The sequence below is a fragment of the Buchananella hordeovulneris genome (genome assembly GCF_001907235.1).
Lineage (GTDB): Bacteria > Actinomycetota > Actinomycetes > Actinomycetales > Actinomycetaceae > Buchananella > Buchananella hordeovulneris.
The window spans coordinates 232,921-253,948 of sequence record NZ_MQVS01000003.1 but is presented as its reverse complement, the minus strand read 5'-3'; the positions used below and the strand labels follow the sequence as shown (position 1 = coordinate 253,948).

Annotated in this window: 21 protein-coding genes; 6 read left to right on the top strand and 15 right to left on the bottom strand. The window is 68.8% G+C overall.

The features are described 5' to 3' along the window. Positions 1-74: 74 nt before the first annotated feature. From def to rpsB, 12 genes are all read right to left on the bottom strand, one after another. Positions 75-566 (bottom strand): peptide deformylase, encoded by a 492-nt coding sequence (gene def, locus BSZ40_RS04500; protein WP_073823698.1) that lies wholly within the window; start codon positions 564-566, stop codon positions 75-77. Between the two features lie 2 nt (positions 567-568). Next, the gene (locus BSZ40_RS04495) at positions 569-2,386 is read right to left on the bottom strand and encodes a proline--tRNA ligase (protein WP_073823696.1); all 1,818 of its coding nucleotides are present in this window, start codon (positions 2,384-2,386) and stop codon (positions 569-571) included. A 69-nt stretch (positions 2,387-2,455) separates the two neighbouring features. Further along, positions 2,456-3,631, bottom strand: a complete 1,176-nt coding sequence (ispG, locus tag BSZ40_RS04490) for a flavodoxin-dependent (E)-4-hydroxy-3-methylbut-2-enyl-diphosphate synthase (RefSeq protein WP_073823695.1) — start codon at positions 3,629-3,631, stop codon at positions 2,456-2,458. 45 nt (positions 3,632-3,676) lie between these two features. Further along, positions 3,677-4,972, bottom strand: a complete 1,296-nt coding sequence (locus BSZ40_RS04485) for a M50 family metallopeptidase (protein WP_073823693.1) — start codon at positions 4,970-4,972, stop codon at positions 3,677-3,679. A 3-nt stretch (positions 4,973-4,975) separates the two neighbouring features. Next, positions 4,976-6,199, bottom strand: a complete 1,224-nt coding sequence (gene dxr, locus BSZ40_RS04480; RefSeq protein WP_073823692.1) for a 1-deoxy-D-xylulose-5-phosphate reductoisomerase — start codon at positions 6,197-6,199, stop codon at positions 4,976-4,978. Continuing rightward, positions 6,196-6,750, bottom strand: coding sequence for a DivIVA domain-containing protein (locus BSZ40_RS04475; protein ID WP_073823690.1), 555 nt, complete (start codon positions 6,748-6,750; stop codon positions 6,196-6,198). The genes dxr and BSZ40_RS04475 overlap by 4 nt, the downstream gene beginning before the upstream one ends. Continuing rightward, positions 6,747-7,952: a dual-specificity RNA methyltransferase RlmN gene (gene rlmN / locus BSZ40_RS04470; protein ID WP_073823842.1), complete on the bottom strand. Its 1,206-nt coding sequence runs from the start codon at positions 7,950-7,952 to the stop codon at positions 6,747-6,749. Before rlmN ends, BSZ40_RS04475 begins: the two co-directional genes overlap by 4 nt. A 53-nt stretch (positions 7,953-8,005) precedes the next feature. Next, positions 8,006-8,914, bottom strand: coding sequence for a phosphatidate cytidylyltransferase (locus BSZ40_RS12025; RefSeq protein ID WP_222842746.1), 909 nt, complete (start codon positions 8,912-8,914; stop codon positions 8,006-8,008). Positions 8,915-8,949: 35 nt separating this feature from the next. Beyond that, complete coding sequence (gene frr, locus BSZ40_RS04460) at positions 8,950-9,507, bottom strand: ribosome recycling factor (protein WP_073823688.1); 558 nt, start codon at positions 9,505-9,507, stop codon at positions 8,950-8,952. Further along, entirely contained in the window at positions 9,504-10,238 is a 735-nt protein-coding gene (gene pyrH / locus BSZ40_RS04455) for a UMP kinase (protein ID WP_073823686.1), read from the bottom strand. The genes frr and pyrH overlap by 4 nt, the downstream gene beginning before the upstream one ends. Before the next feature lie 150 nt (positions 10,239-10,388). Further along, on the bottom strand, positions 10,389-11,228 hold the full coding sequence (tsf, locus tag BSZ40_RS04450) for a translation elongation factor Ts (protein ID WP_073823684.1): 840 nt from the start codon (positions 11,226-11,228) through the stop codon (positions 10,389-10,391). Between the two features lie 21 nt (positions 11,229-11,249). After that, on the bottom strand, positions 11,250-12,083 hold the full coding sequence (gene rpsB, locus BSZ40_RS04445; protein WP_073823682.1) for a 30S ribosomal protein S2: 834 nt from the start codon (positions 12,081-12,083) through the stop codon (positions 11,250-11,252). Positions 12,084-12,450: 367 nt separating this feature from the next. Here rpsB and BSZ40_RS11265 point away from each other — a divergent pair, with 367 nt between their 5' ends. After that, positions 12,451-13,101, top strand: a complete 651-nt coding sequence (locus tag BSZ40_RS11265; protein ID WP_084542620.1) for a M23 family metallopeptidase — start codon at positions 12,451-12,453, stop codon at positions 13,099-13,101. Positions 13,102-13,216: 115 nt separating this feature from the next. Here BSZ40_RS11265 and BSZ40_RS04435 read toward each other — a convergent pair whose 3' ends face one another. Beyond that, the gene (locus BSZ40_RS04435; protein ID WP_073823680.1) at positions 13,217-14,137 is read right to left on the bottom strand and encodes a tyrosine recombinase XerC; all 921 of its coding nucleotides are present in this window, start codon (positions 14,135-14,137) and stop codon (positions 13,217-13,219) included. Between the two features lie 101 nt (positions 14,138-14,238). Between BSZ40_RS04435 and BSZ40_RS04430 the strand changes: the two genes are divergently transcribed. The 4 genes from BSZ40_RS04430 to BSZ40_RS04415 are packed head-to-tail and all read left to right on the top strand — an operon-like array spanning position 14,239 to position 17,730. Beyond that, positions 14,239-15,144 carry an ABC transporter ATP-binding protein gene (locus tag BSZ40_RS04430; protein ID WP_073823679.1) on the top strand — a complete coding sequence of 302 codons (906 nt, stop codon included), beginning with the start codon at positions 14,239-14,241 and terminating at the stop codon, positions 15,142-15,144. Beyond that, positions 15,141-15,890, top strand: coding sequence for an ABC transporter permease (locus tag BSZ40_RS04425; RefSeq protein ID WP_073823677.1), 750 nt, complete (start codon positions 15,141-15,143; stop codon positions 15,888-15,890). The genes BSZ40_RS04430 and BSZ40_RS04425 overlap by 4 nt, the downstream gene beginning before the upstream one ends. After that, positions 15,839-17,116 carry a sensor histidine kinase gene (locus tag BSZ40_RS04420; protein WP_158020865.1) on the top strand — a complete coding sequence of 426 codons (1,278 nt, stop codon included), beginning with the start codon at positions 15,839-15,841 and terminating at the stop codon, positions 17,114-17,116. The genes BSZ40_RS04425 and BSZ40_RS04420 overlap by 52 nt, the downstream gene beginning before the upstream one ends. Next, positions 17,113-17,730 carry a response regulator gene (locus BSZ40_RS04415; RefSeq protein ID WP_073823674.1) on the top strand — a complete coding sequence of 206 codons (618 nt, stop codon included), beginning with the start codon at positions 17,113-17,115 and terminating at the stop codon, positions 17,728-17,730. Before BSZ40_RS04420 ends, BSZ40_RS04415 begins: the two co-directional genes overlap by 4 nt. Here the strand turns inward: BSZ40_RS04415 and BSZ40_RS04410 are convergent. Both BSZ40_RS04410 and BSZ40_RS04405 read right to left on the bottom strand, forming a co-directional pair. Then, positions 17,727-19,280: a PQQ-binding-like beta-propeller repeat protein gene (locus tag BSZ40_RS04410; RefSeq protein WP_073823672.1), complete on the bottom strand. Its 1,554-nt coding sequence runs from the start codon at positions 19,278-19,280 to the stop codon at positions 17,727-17,729. The genes BSZ40_RS04415 and BSZ40_RS04410 overlap by 4 nt on opposite strands. Beyond that, the gene (locus BSZ40_RS04405) at positions 19,273-20,079 is read right to left on the bottom strand and encodes a TIGR02452 family protein (RefSeq protein ID WP_073823671.1); all 807 of its coding nucleotides are present in this window, start codon (positions 20,077-20,079) and stop codon (positions 19,273-19,275) included. The genes BSZ40_RS04410 and BSZ40_RS04405 overlap by 8 nt, the downstream gene beginning before the upstream one ends. A 108-nt stretch (positions 20,080-20,187) precedes the next feature. Between BSZ40_RS04405 and BSZ40_RS04400 the strand changes: the two genes are divergently transcribed. After that, positions 20,188-20,955, top strand: coding sequence for a hypothetical protein (locus BSZ40_RS04400; RefSeq protein WP_084542619.1), 768 nt, complete (start codon positions 20,188-20,190; stop codon positions 20,953-20,955). Positions 20,956-21,028 lie beyond the last annotated feature (73 nt).

The following is a 21,028-nucleotide window of genomic DNA, read 5'->3' as shown; positions in this document are numbered from 1 at the left end:
AGTGGAATGCCCCAAACGGCGTTACCTAATAGTTACATGTCTGCCCGGGCACGTCTAGCCCGGGCAGACAAATTTCACAGGTTAAGTTCGCGCACCGCCCGCAAAGCCTTGCGGCGGGTCTCCCCCTTTAACCGATCAATGTAGAGCTTGCCGGCCAGATGGTCGGTCTCGTGCTGCAGGCAGCGAGCCATCAGCTCCTCGCCCTCCACGATCACTTCCTTGCCATCCAGATCGATACCGCGCACCCGCGCATACCAGGCCCGCTCGGTCGGATACCACAGGCCCGGCACCGACAGGCAACCCTCGTCACCGTCCTGGTACTCGCTGAAGTCCAGCTCATCCAGCACCGGGTTTAGCACGTAACCAATCTCGCCATCAATGTTCCACGAGAAGGCCCGCAGCGACACCCCGATCTGGTTGGCAGCCAACCCGGCCCGCCCCTCGGTGTCCACCGTCTCCAGCAGATCCTCCACCAGCGCCTTGACTCGGTCGTCAATATCGGTGATCGTCTCGCACGGGGTGCGCAGCACCGGGTCGCCCACCACGCGGATGTCCCGCATTGCCATGGCTATTTTCCTTCCGCGGCCGCACGGGCGGCCTGCACCATTTCGATCAACTTCGCCCCGGCGTCGGCCACCGGCACCTCAATAGCCTCGCCGCTGCGGCGGTCGCGAATCTCCACGACCCCGTGCGCCAGACCACGCCCGACCACCAGCACGTAGGGCACGCCAATCAGCTCGCTGTCGGCAAACTTGACGCCCGCCGAAACCTTTACGCGGTCGTCGTAGAGCACCTCCACCCCGGCGGCATCCAACTGCTCGGCCAATTGCCGTCCGGCGGCGAAAATCTCCTCGCCCTTACCGGTGGCCAGCACCAACGCTTCAAAAGGCGCCACCTGAATGGGCCAGGTCAGGCCCCGCTCGTCGTGGTTGGCTTCCGCAATAGCCGCCAAGGCCCGGGAGATACCCACCCCGTAGGACCCCATCGTCACCACCACAGACTTGCCGTGTTGGTCGAGCACACTCAGGCCCAGGGCCTCGGCATACTTGCGGCCCAGCTGGAAAATGTGGCCGATCTCGATGCCGCGGGCCAACTCCAACGGCCCCGAGCCGTCGGGCGCCGGGTCTCCGGCCCGCACATTGGCGGCCTCCAGCACCCCGTCGGCCGTAAAGTCGCGGCCCGCCACCAGGTTGATGACGTGGGCGTCGGCCTGGTTGGCACCCGCCACCCACACCGTCCCCTCCACTACGCGCGGGTCGAGGTAGAACGGCACCGAGCCCGTGGGCTGGCCGTCCGCGTCCAGCGTCCGGTTGGGCGAGTTAGGCCCGAGGGCCTGCGGGCCAATGTAACCAGCCACCAAGTCCGGGACTGCCTTGAGGTCCTCCTCCGTCGCGGGCTCCACCGTGCACGGTGCCAGCGCCGCCTCCAGGCGGGTGAGGTCCACATCCCGGTCGCCCGGCACGCCGACGACGAACACCTCGCGCTGCCCAGTCGGCTGCACCCGGACCAGCACCACGACCTTCAGGGTGTCCGCCGCCTGCCAGGCTCGGTCCGGACGCGGGGCGTGTTCGTTCAGGTAGTCGACCAGCCCCGCGATGGTTTTGCAGCCCGGAGTGGCCACCACCGAGGCGGCGGGCACAGCTTGGTAATCCTGCGCGGGCGGCACCACCGTGGTCACGGCCTCCACGTTGGCCGCGTAACCGCCCGGGGAGCGCACGAACGTGTCCTCCCCGATGGGGGTCGGGTGCAAGAACTCCTCCGACCGCGACCCGCCCATGGCCCCGCTCATCGCCGAGACGATCACGTACTCCAGCCCGAGGCGGGAAAAGATCCGCTCGTAGGCTTGCCGCTGCACGTCGTAGGAGGCGGCCAGCCCGGCATCGTCGATGTCGAAGCTGTAGGCGTCCTTCATGACAAACTCGCGGCCCCGCAGCAGGCCGGCGCGCGGGCGCGCCTCGTCGCGGTACTTCGTCTGAATCTGGTACAGAGTGGCGGGCAAATCCTTGTACGAGGAGTACAGGTCCTTGACCAGGAGGGTGAACATCTCCTCGTGGGTGGGGGCCAGCAGGTAGTCCCCACCCTTGCGGTCTTGCAGGCGGAACAGGTTGTCGCCGTAGTCCGCCCACCGCCCGGAGGCCTCGTACGGTTCGCGCGGCAGCAGCGCCGGGAAATGCACCTCCTGGCAGCCCACGGCGTCCATCTCTTCCCGCACGATCTGTTCGATCTTCTTCAACGTGCGCAGGCCCAGGGGCAGCCAAGAGTAGACACCGGGGGCGGCCCGGCGGATGTAGCCGGCACGCACCAGCAGCTTGTGGGACATGACTTCCGCGTCTGCGGGGTCCTCGCGCAACGTGCGCAGGAACAGGGTCGACATCGTGTTCAGCACCCCACCACCCTAGTGGATAGGCCCACCTAGCCGAGAGGTTCCCGGTGTGGCGTCGAAAACGCCGTCCAGCTAGCGGGCAGCCACGCTCACGTCGGCAGTGCCCGAGCCTTCCTCCAGCCCCATTTCCGCGGCAATGCGTTCAGCATGGGCGATCAAGGTTTCCACGATGCGGTCCTCGGGGACCGTCTCCACCACCTCACCCTTGACGAAGATCTGCCCCTTGCCGTTGCCGGACGCGACCCCAAGGTCGGCTTCGCGCGCCTCTCCCGGCCCGTTGACGACGCAGCCCATCACCGCCACCCGCAGCGGCACCTTCAGGTCCTTCAGGCCCTCGGTGACCGAATCGGCCAGCTCGTAGACATCCACCTGGGCGCGCCCGCAACTGGGGCACGAGACGATCTCCAGCGTGCGCGGCCGCAGGTTGAGCGATTCCAGGATCTGGGAGCCGACCTTGACTTCCTCCACGGGCGGGGCAGATAGCGAGACCCGAATGGTGTCCCCAATCCCCTGGCTGAGCAGCGCCCCGAACGCCACCGAGGATTTGATCGTCCCCTGGAAGGCCGGACCGGCCTCCGTCACCCCCAGGTGGAGCGGCCACCTACCTGCCTCGGACAGCAGCTGGTAGGCCCGCACCATGACCACCGGGTCGTTGTGCTTGACCGAGATCTTGAAGTCGTGGAAACCGTGTTCCTCGAAAAGCGATGCCTCCCAGACAGCAGACTCCACCAGCGCCTCCGGCGTGGCCTTGCCGTACTTTGCCAGCAGGCGGCGATCCAGCGAACCGGCGTTAACGCCGATGCGAATGGACACCCCGTGGTCGGACGCAGCTTTCGCGATTTCCTTCACCTGGTCGTCAAAACGGCGAATGTTGCCCGGGTTGACGCGCACCGCCCCGCACCCGGCCTCGATCGCCGCGAAAACGTACTTGGGCTGGAAGTGAATGTCCGCGATCACCGGGATTTTAGACTTCATAGCGATGATCTTCAGCGCCTCGGCGTCCTTGTCGGTGGGGCAGGCCACCCGCACGATGTCGCAACCGGCGGCCGTCAACTCGGCGATCTGCTGCAACGTGGCGTTAATGTCGTGGGTCTTGGTGGTCGTCATGGACTGCACCGAGATCGGGGCCCCACCCCCCACCGGCACACTGCCGACCATCAGCTGGCGCGTGTCGCGGCGCGGACTGAGTACCGGCGGGGCCGACTTGACGGACGGGATACCAAGATTAATCGCACTCACGCAGAGCATTATCCACGCCCCGGTCCCAAAACGCCCACTGGCTAGGCCGCTCGGCTAAACCGGGGCGAGGAAGTCCGCCACAATAAGTATCAACATCATGGCGATAAGCACGCCCCCGACCACCATGGTCAACGGCAGCAGCTTGGCAGTATCGGCAGGCCCGGCGTGGCTGCGGCCCGTCAACCGGTGATAGGTCTTGCGCAGCCCCTCCCACAGGGCCCCCGCGATGTGCCCACCGTCGAGCGGCAGCAGCGGCAGCAGGTTGAAGATGAACAGTGACAGGTTCAGGTTGGCCAGCAAGAGCAGCATGCTGCTGACGCGGGCACCCGCCGGGGCGCCGCCGATGTCCGCCGAGCTGATCTCGCCTGCCACCCGGCCGACCCCCACCAGGCCCACCACGCCGTTGGGGTCGCGCTTCTCACTCCCGAAGGACGCGAAGACCGCGTTGGAGAGCTTGCTGGGGAGATCTGCCACTACGCCGAGGGTGCCCTTGAAGGTCAGCCAGGTGGTGGCAAACGATTGCGGCAGCGACAAGCGGCTGAGTCCCGCCTGCGGTGTCAGTCCCACAAACGACCGCTCCGTTTGCCCGTCGCCGGTGGCAACCACGACCTTAAGGGGGGTTACCTGCAAGGTCTGTTCCTGCCCGAGGCGCCGCACGACGACGGTGGCTGGCTGTCCCGCGGGGGAGGCGGCCACCGCCCCCAGCACCTCGTCCCACTTGGCGATGCGGGTGCCGTTCCAGGAGACGATCTCGTCGCCGGGGCGCAGCCCGGCCGCGTAGGCCGGGCCGGGCACCAGGCCCGTGGGGCAGCTAACCTCAGCTCCCTGCCCTTGCCCGGGTTGGGTGGCGGCCCCGGCCGGGTCGATGCACTCGGCCACCGTCGCGATCCTGCCAGAGTCGTAACGAGGCACGCCGATGCCGGACAGGGCCACCACCATCAGCACCACCGCGATGGCCAGATTCATCAGGGGACCACCCAACATCACCGCGATCTTGCGGGGCACCGTCAGGCGATAGAAGGCCCGGTGCTCCTCCCCCGGCGCCAGGCTTTTCATGGCGTCGCGGCGCGCCCAGGCAATATCGGATTCTTTGCCGTCCTTGCGGGGCTTGTCAGGTTTGCGCGCGGGCGGATACATGCCCGCCAGCTTCACAAAACCGCCGAGCAAGACCGCCCGCACCCCGTACTCGGTCTCCCCCCGCTGCCGCGCCCAGAGCTTGGGGCCGAAGCCCACGTAGAACTCCGGTACCTTGACCCCGAATTTCTTGGCGGGCCACATGTGCCCGACTTCGTGCAGGGCCACCGAGACGACGAGCCCGACCACGAGGGCCAGGATTCCTAGCAGGTACAAGCTTCAGTCCCTTTCACTGATAAGCGCGCGGGCGCGGAGGCGGGCTCCGTCCTCAATGGCGGTGATGTCCGCCAACGTAGAAACCTCGCCGGGATCCTGGTGCTCGGCCAACACGTCCGCGACGATGTCGACGATACCCAGATAGTCCAGGCGGCCAGCCAAGAAGGCGGCCACGCACTCCTCGTTGGCGGCGTTCAGCACCGCCGGGTGGCTAGCGGAAGCCGCTATGGCTTGCCGGGCCAGGGACACCGCGGGGAAAGTCTCCTCGTCTAGTGGCGCAAAGGTCCACGTCACGGGGGCGTCCCACGCACACGGCAACGCCGCCCCCGCCCACCGCTGGGGGCTGGACAGTCCCAACGCGATGGGTAGGCACATGTCCGGTGGGGAGGCCTGGGCCAGGGTCGAGCCGTCGATGAACTCCACCAGGGAATGCACCACAGACTGCGGGTGCACCACCGGCACGATCTGCTCCGGCGCCACGTCAAAGAGCACGTGGGCCTCGATAAGTTCCAGCGCCTTATTCATCAAGGTCGAGGAGTTGATAGTCACCACGGGGCCCATCGCCCACGTCGGATGCTGCAAGGCCTGGGCGGCCGTCACGTCCCGCAGCTGTGCGCGGGTCCAACCGCGAAATGGGCCTCCCGAGGCGGTGAGAATGAGGCGCGCCACCTCGCTGGTGCCGTCCACGTGCTCGGCCACCAGGCCGCGGCGGTGCCGCCCGGCGGCCAGCGCCTGCCACATGGCCGAATGCTCCGAGTCGACCGGCCGGATCTGCCCCGGGCGCTGCTGGGCACGGCGCACCAGGCTCGCCCCGGCCACCAGGCTTTCCTTGTTGGCAAGCGCCAGCTCGGCCCCCGCACGCAGTGCCGCCAACGTCGGCCCCAATCCGATCGATCCGCTCATGCCGTTGAGCACCAAACCGGAAGGCACCAATTCCGCCAAGCTCGCTGCGGCGGTGGGCCCGGCGAGAATTTCCGGCGACGGGCCGGGATGCTGGCGACGAGCACGCGCGGCCGCCATCGCTAGCTGCAAGTCGGCAACCCGGGTGTCGTCGGCAATGGCGACGTACTCCACCTGCCAGTCCACCGCCTGGCGGGCCAATAGCTCAAGCTGCGCACCACCCGCTGCCAGCCCCACCACCCGCACCGGCGCGCCGCAGCGCGCAATAACGTCCAGGGCCTGGGTACCGATCGACCCCGTAGACCCGAGAATAACGACGTCGATCATTCGACAGCCAGCAAGACCTCTACCGCCCGGGCAAAGAAGGCGTCCACCGGGCCCTCGGCGTAAGCGGACTTGCCGCGGGCCGACGGGAAGATCGCGTACCGCAAGTCTGCCGACGCCAGCGGCCGTCCCTCGTCGAAGTAGCCGATCAGCCGGTTGCACATCTCGTCAACCTCGGCCGCACGGTAGCCGCGGCCCCGCTTGGGGTGGGCGAAGCGTTCCCCCATGGGGCGCAGCAGCCGCGGGTAGAGGGTCTTGGCGCGATCGGCCACCGAGTCGAGCCACGACTGGCGCCCCAAGCGGGCGATGTGTTCGGCCCGCTCCCGCTGAATGAAGGCCGACTCGAGGCGGTCGAGTGCTTCATCCACCGCCTGCATCGAGTACCCACCCCGCGCGATCGGGAAAGTCACCTCGCGGACAGCGCGGGCATCAATGATCACGCCGTCTGGGTGGGCACCCTCGTAGGCGCTGCGGGCTCGCGCAAAGAACTCATCTACCGCGCTCTTGCCGTAGCCCGAGGAGAGCTTGCCAACCGCTTCAAACAGCCCACTCACCTCTGACTCCTTTCCTGCTGCAAAACTTCGGTGGCGAGCTGTCCGCACGCCCCATCAATGTCGCTGCCTCGAGTATCTCTAATTGTGGTGGCAATCCCCGCATCTAACAGGGTCTGCACAAACGTGTCCATCACCTCAGGTTCGCTGGCCGTCCAGATCGAGCCCGGTGTGGGGTTCAACGGTATCGGATTTACGTGGGCCCACCCGGAGCCACGCGCATTGAGCTCATCAGCCAGGCGTTGCGCCCGCCAGGCGTGATCGTTCATGTCCTTAATCAGGGCGTACTCGATCGACACGCGGCGGCCGGTGGCCTCGAAGTATCCGCGGGCGGCATCGAGCAGTTCGTGCACTTTCCAGCGGGAATTAATGGGAATGAGGTCGTCACGCAGGTCGTCGTCTGGGGCGTGCAGCGACACCGCCAACGTTACCGGCAGGCCCTCGGCTGCCAGCTTGTTTATGGCGGGCACCAGCCCGACCGTGGAGACGGTGATACCGCGCGCCGAGATGCCAAAGCCCTCCGGAGCGGGGGCCACCAGGCGGCGCACCGCTCCCAGGACCGCGCGGTAATTCGCCAAGGGCTCCCCCATGCCCATAAACACGATGTTGCTGAGCCGGGCCGGGCCCGAGGACAAATCGCCGTCCCGAGAAGCGCGGGCGGCTAGGCGCACCTGCTCCACGATCTCGGCGGTCGACAGGTTGCGGGTCAGCCCCATCTGGCCGGTGGCACAAAATGGGCAGGCCATCCCGCACCCGGCCTGCGAGGAGACGCACAACGTGGTGCGGTCCCGGTAGGCCATCAGCACCGACTCCACCCGCACCCCGTCGTGCAGCTCCCACAAATGTTTCAGGGTGCGTCCCCCGTCGGCCTGCAGCGTGCGCACGGGCTGTACCAACGGGGGTAACAGTTCATCGACGAGCGCCGCGCGCTGCCCCGCAGGCAGGTCCGTCATCTCGGCGGCCTCGCGCGTCAGGTGGGTGAAATAGTGCCGGGAGAGCTGATCGGCCCGGAAGGCAGGCAGTCCGGCCTCCCGCAGCGCACTCTTGCGCTCGGTCAACTCCAGATCCGCCAAGTGGCGCGGCGGCTTGCCGCGCTTGGGGGCGGAGAAGTTCAGCACCGGCTTGGCAGCGGGATGGCTGGCCCCCGTCGGCGGCTCATCGGTGGGACGCACCTGCCGTTGACCAGCGCTGGGGCGGGCCAGCACCGGCCGTCCCGGGCGGGCCCGCCGCGCCGCACCTGCAGATTTTTGGCTCACCACTACCCCTCCAACGCCCACGGCAACAGCAGATAACACACCGGTGCGGTCATCACCAGCGAATCGAGACGATCCATCAGCCCTCCGTGACCGGGCAAGATCGACCCCATGTCCTTCAGTCCCAGGTCCCGCTTGAGCAGTGACTCGGCTAGGTCTCCGGTCGTGGCCGCCAACACGCCGAGGAACCCGAGCAACAGCCCCAACCACCACGGGGCCGCCAAGATCCACATGCCCACCAACCCGACGGCGCAGGCAAAGATCCACGAGCCAATCAGTCCCTCCCACGATTTCTTCGGGGAAATGGTAGGGGCGATTGGATGCTTGCCAAACAGCACGCCCGCGGCGTAGCCGCCCACGTCGTTGGCCACCGTGACCGCAATATAGAGCAGGACATAGGTCACGCCCCGCACCGGGGCGATCAGGAGGGCCACAAAACCGCCCGCCAGCGGCAGGTAGGCGGTGGCAAACACTGTGACGGTTGCGTCGCGAATCGTGGCCGTGTCGTTTGATTGGGCCACCCGCCAGGCAAACGCCGCGCCCACGGTGGCCACGAAGGCCGTGAGCATCGCCTCCGGGCCCCACCAGTAGGCCGCTAGCACGATGCAGGCCGTGCCCAGCCACAGGGGCGGCAGCGGCACCCGGATGCTGCGCACCGCAAACGCGCTGGCTAGCTCCCACAGCCCCATCCCCAGGGCGATCACCAAAATCGCCAAAAAGGCGAGCTTGGCCCACCACAGCGTGAACGCGATTAGGCCAATTAGCCCCAGTCCCACCCCGATGGCGGCAGGCAGGTTGCGGCCAGCACGGCCCGTGGGGGGCAGTGGCTCCCGCAGTCGCGTGGGCCCGGGAGCGGTCAGAGACCGACGAAGTTTTGGGCGCGGCGAAGCGGCAGGCTTCGAGCGGGAGCTCACTGTCCTTGTCCTCACTAAACTCGGGCGCAAACCGTTCAGACGGTCAGCAGCTCGGATTCCTTGGCTGCCAGGGCCTCATCAATGGCGTCGGTGTGCTTCTTGGTGACCGATTCCAGTTCCTTCTCCGCCCGCTGCACCTCGTCCTCGCCGGCCTCCTTGTCTTTCACCAGGCGCTCGAGTTCTTCCTTGGCCTTGCGGCGGATACCGCGCACCGATACCCGGGCCTCCTCCGCCTTGGTCTTGGCCAGCTTGACGTAGTCGCGCCGCCGCTCCTCGGTGAGGGCGGGCAGGACGACGCGGATGACCTGGCCGTCGTCGGACGGGTTGACCCCCAGGTCCGACTCGCGGATGGCCTTCATGATCTCGTTGGTGGCGGTCCGATCGAACGGCGAGATCAGCACCGTGCGAGCCTCGGGAATGTTCAGGGTCGCCAGCTGCTGCAGCGGGGTGGGGGCACCGTAGTACTCCACCTCAATGGAGTTAAACATCGCGGCATTGGCGCGGCCGGTGCGGATGGCGGCAAATTCGGAGCGGGCCACTGCCAGGGCCTTGTCCATCTTCTCCTCGGCCTCCAGCATGATTTCTTCGATCACAGGGCTTCTCCTTCATTGACGGTGACCAGCGTTCCGATTGTCTCACCCATGAGCGCCCGGGTGACATTACCTGGTTCGTTCATGCCGAAAACCCGCATCGACAGGTTGTTATCCATGCACAAAGAGAAAGCCGCGGCATCGACAACCTTCAAGCCCTGCGTCAGCGCGTCGCTATAGGTGACGTGGTCAAGCTTAGTGGCCGCAGGGTCCTGGCGGGGATCAGCGGTATAGACCCCATCTACCCCGTTCTTTCCCACCAGCAGCTCGCTACAGCCCGTCTCGAGTGCCCGCTGGGCGGCCACCGTATCGGTGGAGAAGTAGGGCAGTCCCGCGCCCGCCCCGAAGACGACGACGCGTCCCTTCTCCAAGTGCCGGATTGCCCGCAGCGGGATATAGGGCTCGGCCACCTGCCCCATGGTGATGGCGGTCTGCACGCGCGTGGAGACCCCAGCCTGTTCGAGGAAGTCTTGGAGAGCCAAGGCATTCATTACCGTGCCGAGCATGCCCATGTAGTCCGCGCGCGCCCGGTCCAGGCCACGCTCGGCCAGTTGCGCCCCGCGGAAGAAGTTGCCACCTCCCACGACGATCGCCACCTGCACCCCCGCGCGCACGGCGGAGGCAATCTGTTGGGCGGCGTTAGACACCACGTCCGGGTCCAAACCGATCGCGCCACCGCCGAAAACCTCGCCTGATAGTTTCAGCAGCACCCGCCGCGGGGTTGTGGTGGTCATGTATTCGTCCTTCCTCGGCCAGGAAATGATTTCTTACAAGGCTAAAGCGTGCCTGCGGGCGAACGCGGGGCCTCTGGTTATGCGTTTTGTCTCCGCTGTGCTCATAGGCAGACCGGCCGCCCCACGAAGGGACGGCCGGTCAACTAGTGGTTAAGCCCCGACACGGAAGCGGGCAAAGCCCGTGATCTGTCCGCCCGTGGCCTCCACGAACTTGCCTACCGACATCTTCGGGTCCTTGGCGAAGGGCTGGTCCAGCAGCACGATCTCCTTGAAGAAGCCGTTGAGCTTGCCCTCGACGATCTTCGGCAGCGCCGCTTCCGGCTTGCCTTCGGCGCGGGTGGCGTCCTCCAGCACCTTACGCTCGGCCTCAACGTCGGCCACCGGGACCTCGTCGCGGCTGAGGTACTTCGGCGAGTAGGCCGCGATGTGCATCGCCACGTCGTGCGCCGCCTCGGCAGCCGCCGGGCACGAGGCCACCAGCACCCCCACCTGCGGCGGCAGGTCCTTGGCGGTGCGGTGCAGGTAAACCGACACCTCGGGGCCGGACACGCGGGCCACGCGCCGCACGACAATCTTCTCGCCGATCACCGAAGCGATCTCGTCGACCAGGTCCTTGACCGGGCGGCCGTCGGCCTCAGCGGCCAGCAGGCTCTCCAGGTCGCGGGCGTCGGCAGCCACCGCCGCCGCCAGCACCTGCCCGGCGAAGTCGATGAACTTCTCGTTCTTTGCCACGAAGTCGGTCTCGGAGTTCAGCTCGACCAGGTAGCCGATCTTCTGCCCGTCCTTCTCGACGACCTCGGCCACGACCAACCCCGCCGAAGCGGCGCGGCCCTCGCGCTTGGTCAGGCCCTTCAGGCCCTTAACGCGGATGATTTCGACGGCCTTGTCGAGGTCGCCAGCAGCTTCCTCAAGCGCCTTCTTCACGTCCATCATGCCGGCGCCGGTCTTCTCGCGCAGCGCCTTGATGTCAGCCAGAGTGTAGTTAGCCATGAATCCTTCGTCCTTCTTGTCTCAGGCCTGCTCGGCGTCGGCAGCGTTGTCTTCCGCCGGGGCCTGCTCGGCGGCCTGCTCCGGGGCAGCCTCTTCCGCCCCCAACAATTCGCGCTCCCACTCGGCCAGCGGCTCGGCGTCAGCAGCCGCGCCCTTGCCGCCGCCCGCCCGGGCCACCAGGCCCTCAGCGGCCGCATCGGCGACAACCCGAGTGAGGATGGCAACGGCGCGGATGGCGTCGTCGTTGCCCGGGATGCGGTAGTCGACCTCGTCCGGGTCGCAGTTGGTGTCGAGGATCGCCACGACGGGGATGTTCAGCTTGCGGGCCTCGGCGATGGCCAGGTGCTCCTTCTTGGTGTCGACGATCCAAATCGCCGAGGGCACCTTGACCATGTCACGGATACCACCCAGGGTGCGCGAGAGCTTCATGAACTCGCGGCGCATCATCAGCAGTTCCTTCTTGGTGCGGCCCGAGCCCGCGACGTCGTCGAAGTCGACCTGCTCGAGCTCCTTCAGGCGCTGCAGCCGCTTGGAGACGGTGGAGAAGTTGGTCAGCATACCGCCGAGCCACCGCTCGTTGACGTAGGGCATGCCCACCCGCTGGGCCTGCTCGGCCACGGCCTCCTGCGCCTGCTTCTTGGTTCCCACGAACAGGATGGTGCCGCCGTGCGCGACGGTCTCCTTCACAAACTCGTAGGCGCGGTCGATGTCGGCGATCGTCTGCTGCAGGTCAATGATGTAGATGCCGTTGCGCTCGGTGAGGATGAAGCGCTTCATCTTCGGGTTCCACCGGCGGGTCTGGTGCCCAAAGTGGACACCGGACTCCAGGAGCTGACGCATGGTCACGACGGCCATTGCTCGTCCTTTCGTGCAGCCCTTAAGGCAGGCGCTGCGTTCTGGGGCCTTACGGCCCGTTTCGGTTTGTCCGCCACGGCTGTGGCTGTCCTGGTGCCCACCGCCCGCAGCACCCCGCAGGGACCTTGCTGCGCACGCCCCGCAGGGAATGAGCGGGCACGCGATGTCACCCGACGACTGTCAGGTGCGACGCACAGTTTAGCGCAGACCAAGCGCCCCCTGCCGGTGGCTGTCTGGGAGGTGGCTCACTTAGTGATCCACAGGATCCCGAAGCCGCGGCTGATCCACAGGCGGGCGAACCCCGTTACCGCGGCCGCCTGACGGTGAGGCAGGCTGGCGCCCGCGGCCAAGCGAGAGGAGGCGCAGTATGCAGATCTTCCGTGGGGAGGTGCTGGCGTGGCTCGGGGTACTGGGGATCGCTGGGCTGCTGCTGCCCGGCGGAGGCAGCCTGGCACCACCCGGAGCCAGCGGCGAGGCGCCGGAAGTCGGGCTGCGGGTCCCCGCCCGGGCCAGCCCGGCGTTGGCACCTTTGGGACGGGCGGCCCCGCGCGGTCCCGGCGGCACCTGGGAGCAGCCCGGTCCGGACTTGCCGCCCCTGCCCGCCCCGGCCCGGCGCGTGCGGTACCGCAAACCGGTCCCGGGAGGCGTGGTTCGCCCGTTTTCCCTCCCCGCCCACCGCTGGCTGCCCGGGCATCGCGGGGTCGATCTCGCGGCGGCGGCGGGCAGTCCCGTGCACGCGGCGGGAGACGGGACCGTGGCCTTCGCGGGCGTGGTGGCGGGCAAACCGGTGGTCTCCCTTGATCACGCTGACGGCATTCGCACCACCTACGAGCCGGTGGTCGCCAGCGTCCAAGCCGGACAGGCGGTGCGCCGGGGACAGGTGATCGGCATCCTGCAACCCGGTCATCTGCCGGACGGCGATGCCCTGCACTGGGGAGCGCGCCGCGGCCGCGGCCGCGACCGCTACCTCGACCCGTTGACTTTGCTGCGCGAGCTCATTGTGCTCAAACCGCCCTAGGAACTGGCGTCGGCCCGCCAGCCACGCAGGCAGCCGCAGCCCAAGCGAGCCCTGTCTGGGTGCCCTGTGCCCCGCCCGCCGCCAGAGCCTGCTCGTCTGGCGGGCGACGGTTCCGTCACGCCCGCGGGTGGGCCTGGTTGTAGGCGGCCCGCAATCGTTCGGCCGAGACGTGGGTGTAGCGCTGGGTGGTTTGCAACGAGGAATGCCCAAGCAGCTCCTGCACGCTGCGCAGGTCCGCTCCTCCGGCCAGCAGGGCAGTAGCCGCGCTGTGCCGCAAGGCGTGCGGGCCGACGGTCGGTAGGTCCGCCCGGGCTGTGGCCGCGGCGAGCAGCCGTCGCACGGCCCGCGGATCGATCCGGCCCCCGCGCGCCCCCAAGAACAAGGCTGAGTCGGTATGGCGCGCCACCAGCGCCGGGCGGCCGCGTTCCAGGTAGGCCGCGAGCGCCCGCGCCGCGGGCTGCCCGTAGGGCACCACACGTTCCTTGTTGCCCTTGCCGCGCACCCGCAGCAGCTGCTCCCCTGCCCGCACGCTGCCGAGGTCGAGGCCGGTCAGTTCGGACACCCGGATGCCGGTGCCGTACAGCACCTCCAGGATCGCGAGGTCGCGCAGGGCGAGCGGGTCCTGGCTGGCGGCGGCCGCGCTGGCGTGGGTGAGCAGATCGTGGGCGGCGTCCGTGCTCAGCACGGTGGGCAGTTTGTTTTCGGTTTTGCCGCCGCGCAGGCGCACGGCGGGATCGTCAGTGGCGTAGCCGACGCGGGCTCGCCAAGCGGTGAAGGTGCGCAGGCTGGCTACGCGGCGGGCGAGGGTGGCGCGGGACAGTCCGGCGGCGGCTTGGTGGGCGAGCCAGGCTCGCAGTTGGGCCAAAGTCAGGCGCAGGGGGGCGTCCTCGTCGACATCGCAGGCGGTGTAGACGGTCTGCAGGTCGGTGAGGTAGGCCCGCACGGTGTGCTCCGACAGGCCGCGCCCGGCCCGCAGGTGCCGGGCAAAAGCGTCGCGCACCCGTCCGGCGGGGCAGTGCGGGTTCGGACTGTCCATGGCTCCAGTATGCCCGGGGGCGGCCTCCTCATCCGATCGGATGAGGGGAAAGTAGGCGAGCGGGTGAGGTGGGCGGCCCTGGCAGGGCCGAGGCTGGAGGCATGGCACTGATAGAGGTATCCGGGTTGACCAAGTCTTACGGCACCCGCCAGGTGTTGCGGGGTGTGGAGTTGTCCGTGCAGGCGGGACAGATCGTCGGCATTCTCGGCGCGAACGGGTCGGGTAAGACCACCGCGATTGAGTGCATCGGTGGGCTGCGGCAGCGGGACGGCGGCCAGGTGCGGGTGGCGGGCCTGGATCCCGCCGCCAACCCGCCTGCCCTGCGGGAGTTGCTGGGGATGCAGCTGCAACAGTGTCGCCTGCCGGACAAGATCAAGGTCCGCGAGGCCCTGGAGCTGTATGCGGCCTTTTACCCCCACCCGCGCCCCAGCGGCGAGTTGCTGGATCACTTCGGGTTGGCCGCGCAGGCCGAGCAGCGGTTTTCTGCACTGTCTGGTGGCCAACAGCAGCGCCTGTCGGTGGCATTGGCGCTGATCGGTCGCCCGCGCATCGCTTTTCTGGACGAGCTGACTACGGGCCTGGATCCGGCCGCGCGTCGCGATATTTGGGTCTACCTGGAGGCGTTGCGCGACGATGGGGTGACGCTGGTGTTGGTCACCCACTTTATGGAGGAAGCCCAGCGGTTGTGCGATCAGCTGTTTGTGATCGGCGACGGCCGGGTGATCGCCAGCGGCAGCCCCGCGGCGCTCACCGGCGCGGTCGGCGGGCAGGAGACGTCGTTTGCGGCCTTGCCGCAGTTGCCGTTGGCCGCCTTGCGGGCCCTGCCGGATGTTCACGAGGTGGCGGTAGCGCGCGACCGGGTGGTGGTGCGCGGTGGGCCTGCCTCCCCTCAGCAGGTCATCGGGGCCTTGACAGACGTCGGCTATCCCCTGACCGACCTGCGGGTGACCAGTCCCAGTCTCGACGACGCTTTTCTCGCCCTGACCCGCCCTGAGGAGGAAAAATGAACACGCGGACTCGCCCCTTATGGGCGCACCTGCAGAACGAGGCCCGGCTGCTGAGCCGGGAGAGCGCGGCCCTCATCTTCGGGGTAGTCATCCCGGTGGTGGCCATGCTCGTCATGGCCGCCCTGCCGGCCGCCCGTACCCCGACGTCAGCCATGGGCGGCCGCTCGGTGGTGGCCGCCTACACGCCGGTGCTGGTGTTGTTCGCGGGCTCGGTGTTGGGCCTGACGGTCATTCCCACGATCCTCGGCAACTACCGGCAGTGGGGCGTGCTGCGTCGGCTGGCCACCACTCCCTCGACCCCGGGGGCGCTGCTGACGGCCCTGTTTGTCCTCGTGTTGCTGATCGCGACCGCCGTGGAGCTGCTGCTCGTGCTTATTCCGGCCCTAGCGGGGGCGGGATGGCCGCCCGCGCCGGGCTGGTTCGCGCTCGGGGCGGGACTGTCAACCGTCACGTTTGTGGCGCTCGGCGCTTGGTTGGCTGCCCTCGTGCCGAGCGCTAAGGCAGCGGCCGGGATCGGCAACGTGCTGGCGGTGCTGGTGTGGGGCGCGGCGGGCATGTGGTTTCCGCGCGCACAGTTTGCTCCCTGGTTGCGCCTGGCCACCGAGCTGACCCCGGGCGGGGCGGCGGCGGAGACGATGCAGCTGACCGGTGGCCCCCAGGCCTCCGTGGTGCGCCCGCTGCTTATCCTGCTGGTATGGACCGCGATAGCTTGCTGGGCCGCGACCCGGTCGTTCAAGGTCGAGTGATGGACCGGCAGCCGTGCTCCCCCAACCCCGCCCCGCCGGGGCGCGGTGACGCAGGGGCTAGCCCGCCACCCGTCGTCCCCCTGTCTGTCAGCCTGGGCTTGTTGGCGGGGGCCGCGAGCGCCGCTCTGTTTCTGACTTACCTGGGGGCGGCCATCGCCCCGCCGTGGTTGGTGCCGTGGCTGGCCCTGGTGACCGGGGTGTTGGCGGTCTTGCGGTGGGGGTGGAGTCGGGCGGAGTCGGGCGGGGCGGCGGCGCGGGCCTGCTACTGGGGCAATATCTGTGTGTGCGTCCCGGCGCAGTTGCTGTCCCCGTGTTTCGGGATCTACCTGTTTTTGTCCTACTACGAGGCGCAGGCCCTGCCGGGGCGGCGGGAGCAGGTGGCGGGCACGGTGGCCACGGCGGCGGCGATCTCGGTGGCGACCGCGGGCGGGTGGTTTTCGTGGCTGTTCCAGCCGGGTTTCTATCTGGCTTTCTTCGTTATCAACCTGGTGATCTCGCTGTCGATGCGGCAGGTGGAGCTTAGGCAGCGGCAGCTCGTGGCGTCGTTGGCGGCCGCCAACAAGGAGCTGCGGCGGGAGCAGGAACGTTCGGCGCGGTTGACGGCGCAGCTGGTGGCGGGGGCCCGGCAGGCGGGGGTGAGTGAGGAGCGGGCGCGCCTGTCCCGGGAAATTCACGACACTGTCGCGCAGGACTTGGTGGCCATCATCGCCCAGTTGGAGGTGTTGCACGACGAGCGCGACCAGGACCGCACCGCGCGACTGGCGGTGGTGTCCGCCACGGCCCGCTCGGCCTTAAGCGAGGCCCGGCGGGCAGTGGCGGCGCTGGCGTCGGCGCGGCTGGACGACGCGGACCTGCCGCTGGCGCTGGATGACCTGTTGGCGCAGTGGCGGGCACGCACGGGCCTGGCGGCGGAGTTGACGGTGGCTGGGCGGCGCCGCCCCCACGCGGGGGATGCCACGTTGATGCGGGTGGCGCAGGAGGCGCTGGCGAACGTGGCGCGCCACGCGCGGGCCCGCCGGGTGCAGGTGGCGCTCGAGTACGGCGCGGGGGTGCGCCTGGTGGTGCGCGACGACGGGGTGGGCCTCGGGCCCCAAGCGGTGCCGGGGTATGGACTGCGGGGTCTGCGGGAGCGCGTGGCGCAGCACGGCGGGCGCCTGCGGGTGGAGAATCGACCGATGGGCGGGGTGGAGTTGGTGGCCGACCTGCCGGAAAGGACGCAGGGATGATCCGGGTGGTGATTGCGGACGATCATCCGTTGGTGCGCGACGGAATAGCCGCGATCCTGCAACGCTCCGCCGAGGTGGAGGTGGTTGGCGAGGCGGCCAGCGGGCGGGAGCTGGTGGCGGTCGCACTGCGGGAGGACCCAGACGTTGTGCTGACGGACCTGCGGATGCCGGACGGAAACGGGCCGAGCGCCATCGCGCAGCTGCGGCGGCGCGGCAGCCGGGCTCGGGTGTTGGTGCTGACCACGTACGACGCCGAGGGCGATGTGCGCGCGGCCCTGGCGGCGGGCGCCGACGGCTACCTGTTGAAGGACGCGCCGCGCGCCGAGCTGGTGCGGGCCGTCCAGGAGGTGGCGGCCGGGCGAGCGGTGCTGGACCCGGCGGTTTTGCGTCTGCTGGCGGGCGAACCGGGCGGGCAGGCGGTGCCGGAGCTGACGGCGCGGGAGGTGGAGGTGTTGCGCCAGCTGGCGCAGGGGGGCCCGAACCGGGTGGCGGCGGCCCGCATGCACGTGTCGGAGGCGACGTTCAAGACGCACCTGCGCCACATCTACGACAAGTTGGGGGTGGCCGACCGGGCGGCCGCGGTGCGGGTGGCCTACGAGCAGGGCCTGCTCTAGGCCGCCGCCCACCGGTAGACGGCGATGCGGCCGTCACTCAGCCCGACCGCCAGGTGCGTGTCGTTGCTGGTCAGGGACAAGGGCTGGGCGGTGGTGGGGGTCGGCAAGACTGCCTGCGTGGAGCGCTGCTGCCCGTCGGCCAGGCGCCACACCGCCAGCTGCCCGTCGCGCGTGGCCGTGACCAGCCGCCCGCCCGGGCCGCGGGTGGCGGCCACGATCCGGGTGGGCAGGTGGTGGCGCCAAGCCACCTGCCCGGTGGGAGTGAAGGCCTGCAAGCAGTAGCTGGTGGTCTGCTGGTGGAGGATGGCACCGGCCACCACCAGCCGGTCGGGGTGGTAGACGGCCGCGGTGTTCAGCCACTGCTCGGCGGGGCCGTCCAGGGGGGCGAAGTGCTCGCGCTCGCCGGTGGTCGGCTGCAGGCGCCACAGGGACTTGTGGCGGGTGGGCGGCGAGGCGCCGAGCAGGCAGTAGTGGTGGGGTGCGCCGTCCAGCCGCAGGTAGTGGTTGAGCATGTCATAGCTGCCCAGCCGTAGCTTCTTCGCCACCTGGAGCTGGTCGGTGAGCAGCAGGTCGGCGGGCCGGTAGCGGGCCTGACCGTCCAGCACCTGGCGGGCCAGGAACGTGCCATCAGCCGCCTGAGACAGCAGGTGGGCCTGCCGGGCGAGCAGGCGGGACGCACCGTCGGCGAGGTCGAGGCGGAAGAACGTGGTGAGCGCATTGTCTGGGGCGTGCCAGCGGTTGGTTTCGACGACCACGACCAGTTCGCGCGGGCCGGTGGCGAATAGTTGCACGCAGCGGTTGCCTGCCTCCAGTTGCCACTGCTGACAGCTGCCTTCCTCCACCTGCCACAGCCGCACGGTGGCGCGCTCGTGGGCGCTGACCAGCCGCCCGTCGGGCAGGAACAGCAGGTCCCACACCATGGGGGCGGGCGCGAAGTCGGCCCCGTGCGCGGTGGCCAGGGCCGCCAGGTCCGCCAGCTCGGCGCGTTGCTGGGCTTGGTAGGCCGCCTGCGGTAGCGGCGGGGGCGGGAAGGTGGCCAGCACCGTCAGCTGCGCCAGCTCCACGGGAGACGGGCTGGGCAGGGGCAGCAGGTAGGTGGTGTGCAAGAAAGGGTGGGCCTCATCGTCGGGCGGGGAGCAGGTCAGGTGCAGCTGGCTGCCGTCGGCGCTGAAGCTGACGTCGACGACCTCCCGGTCGTCGCGCAGCAGCGGCCGGGCCTGCCCGGTCTGCCAGTTCCACCACAGGGCGCCCCCAGTGAAGAAGGTGCCGCCGTCGTAGCCGCCGTAACCAACCACCGCCACGGGGGCGTGCGGATGGAACGCCACCGCGTTGACGGTGTCCGGCAACACCCGCTCCCCCGCCAGGGCCAGATCGGCGCGCCGGTAGAGGTAGAGGGCCTCGCCGCCGGTGCCGGTCTCGCGCCCCTCGTGCTGACCCGACCAGCTGCCTGCCACTGCCACCGCGTCGCGGCCTTGCCAGGCCCGGGTGGCGTTTTGGGCCTCCGGGAAGGCCCCGCTGGTCAGGAGGCGGGCGAAGGTCAGCTCACTCACCGGCGAACTGGTGTTGGAAGGCCTGCAGGGTGCGGCGTTTGCTGGAGGAGTCCAGGACCGCGAACACCACCTGCGTGAAGACCCCGGCGTACGGGCCGACCAGCAGCTGGTGGAAGGTCCGGGCCACGGTAGCTGGGTCGTTGCGGAAGACGCCGCAGCCCCAGGCCCCGAGCACCAGGTGCTGGTGGTCGTGGGCGTGTGCCACCGCCAGCACCCGCCGGGCCCGCTCGGTCAGGGCGGCCTCGATGTCGGCAACCCGGTGGGGCTCGCGCTGCAGCACCACCCCCGCGTTGGGGGCCGGGGCGGTGATGATGGCCGTCGTCCACGGGGCGGCCAGCAGTTGCCCGGTCTCGTCGCGCAGCACCGGCACGGCCGGGCTGTAGATCAGGGCGTGCGTGTAGAGGCAGTCCTTGCCGCGGTTGTGCTGGTACATGCGCCGCCCGTTGATGCAGGCGTACAGTCCGGTGTCGCGGGCCAGGCATTCCTCCTGCGCCTGCGCGCCGTTCAGGAAGCCGCCGCCCGGGTGGCGGGCCGAGGCAAAGTTCAGCACCACCGGATCGGGCAGGTCCCGGGCCGCGGCCAAGGTATCGAGACCCACCACCACGAGCTCAGTGGCCGCCCCCCGCGGCCGGGGCGCCGGGGGCTGCCAGTCGGGGGCGTACTCGCAGGTGCCCGCCACGGCCGCCGCCAGCGGGGCGCTGATATCCACCTGCTGCCCGCTAGCCGTCACGTAGCTGCCGCTGGTGAGGGCCGCCACGGTCTCCTGGGCTTGAGCTACCCGCGCTTGTTTAGGATGCATGGGTCGAGACTAGGGCACCGGCGCGGCGGCCGGGCACCGCCAGTGAAAGGACAGTTGCCCTCAGCGGAGATCAACTCCTGCCAGAGGCCGCCACGGAGGAGGAAAACCATGTCTTTACCGCTACTGGCAACGCTTGATGCGATCCGACGACGCTCAGGAACTCCCGCTCCCGGACCGCTCGTCAGGCAAACCAGTGCTGACGGCTCGGAAGTCAGGATTGCCTACAGCGCGTGTCCCGCGTCCGCGTTGCCGAACGTCATCCGGCGCGAGCTCTGCTTGGCACACGCGCAGGGGGCACGGTTCGAATGGAAACTCTACGGGCATGACCAACCCACCTGTCTCGGCCCGGCGCTGCAGGAGGCGGGGCTGATCGCCGGGGACCGGGAGACGGTCTTGGCTCTCGACATCCACCAGCTCCCAGAAAACGTCAAGGACGGGCTGGCCGCGGCCTTGCCGACGGTCCGCGCCAGCATCACGCAACTCGCTGACTACGCCCGGATCTCCAGGGACAGCGGCCGCCGCAACGTCGAAGTCGAGCGGGCCCAACTCGCTGAAACCATGACCGCCGATACTGACCGCCTCCAAGTGCACATCGTCTACGTCGACGGCGTCCCCGTCTCGGGCGGCCGCCTTCACCTAGACCATCCGTCCGCTGCAGCGGAGCTGGCCGGGGGACGCACCATCCCCGCGCAGCGACAGCGCGGACACTTCACCCGGACGGTATTCAGTCGCATAGCGGCCGCTATTGAGGCGGGGGCCGAGACCCTGTGGGTGGACGCGCTACCAACCTCGGCACCGATTTTGACCAAACTGGGTTTCCAGCCGGTGACTTGGACGCAACCCTACGTGGCGGAGGGCGCGACAGATTCGAGGTGATCGCTTCGGCTTGCCCGCCGACCCGCTGGTCTCGCCCCGCTGCGTGCCCACCCTTCCGTGCTGCCTCCATCGA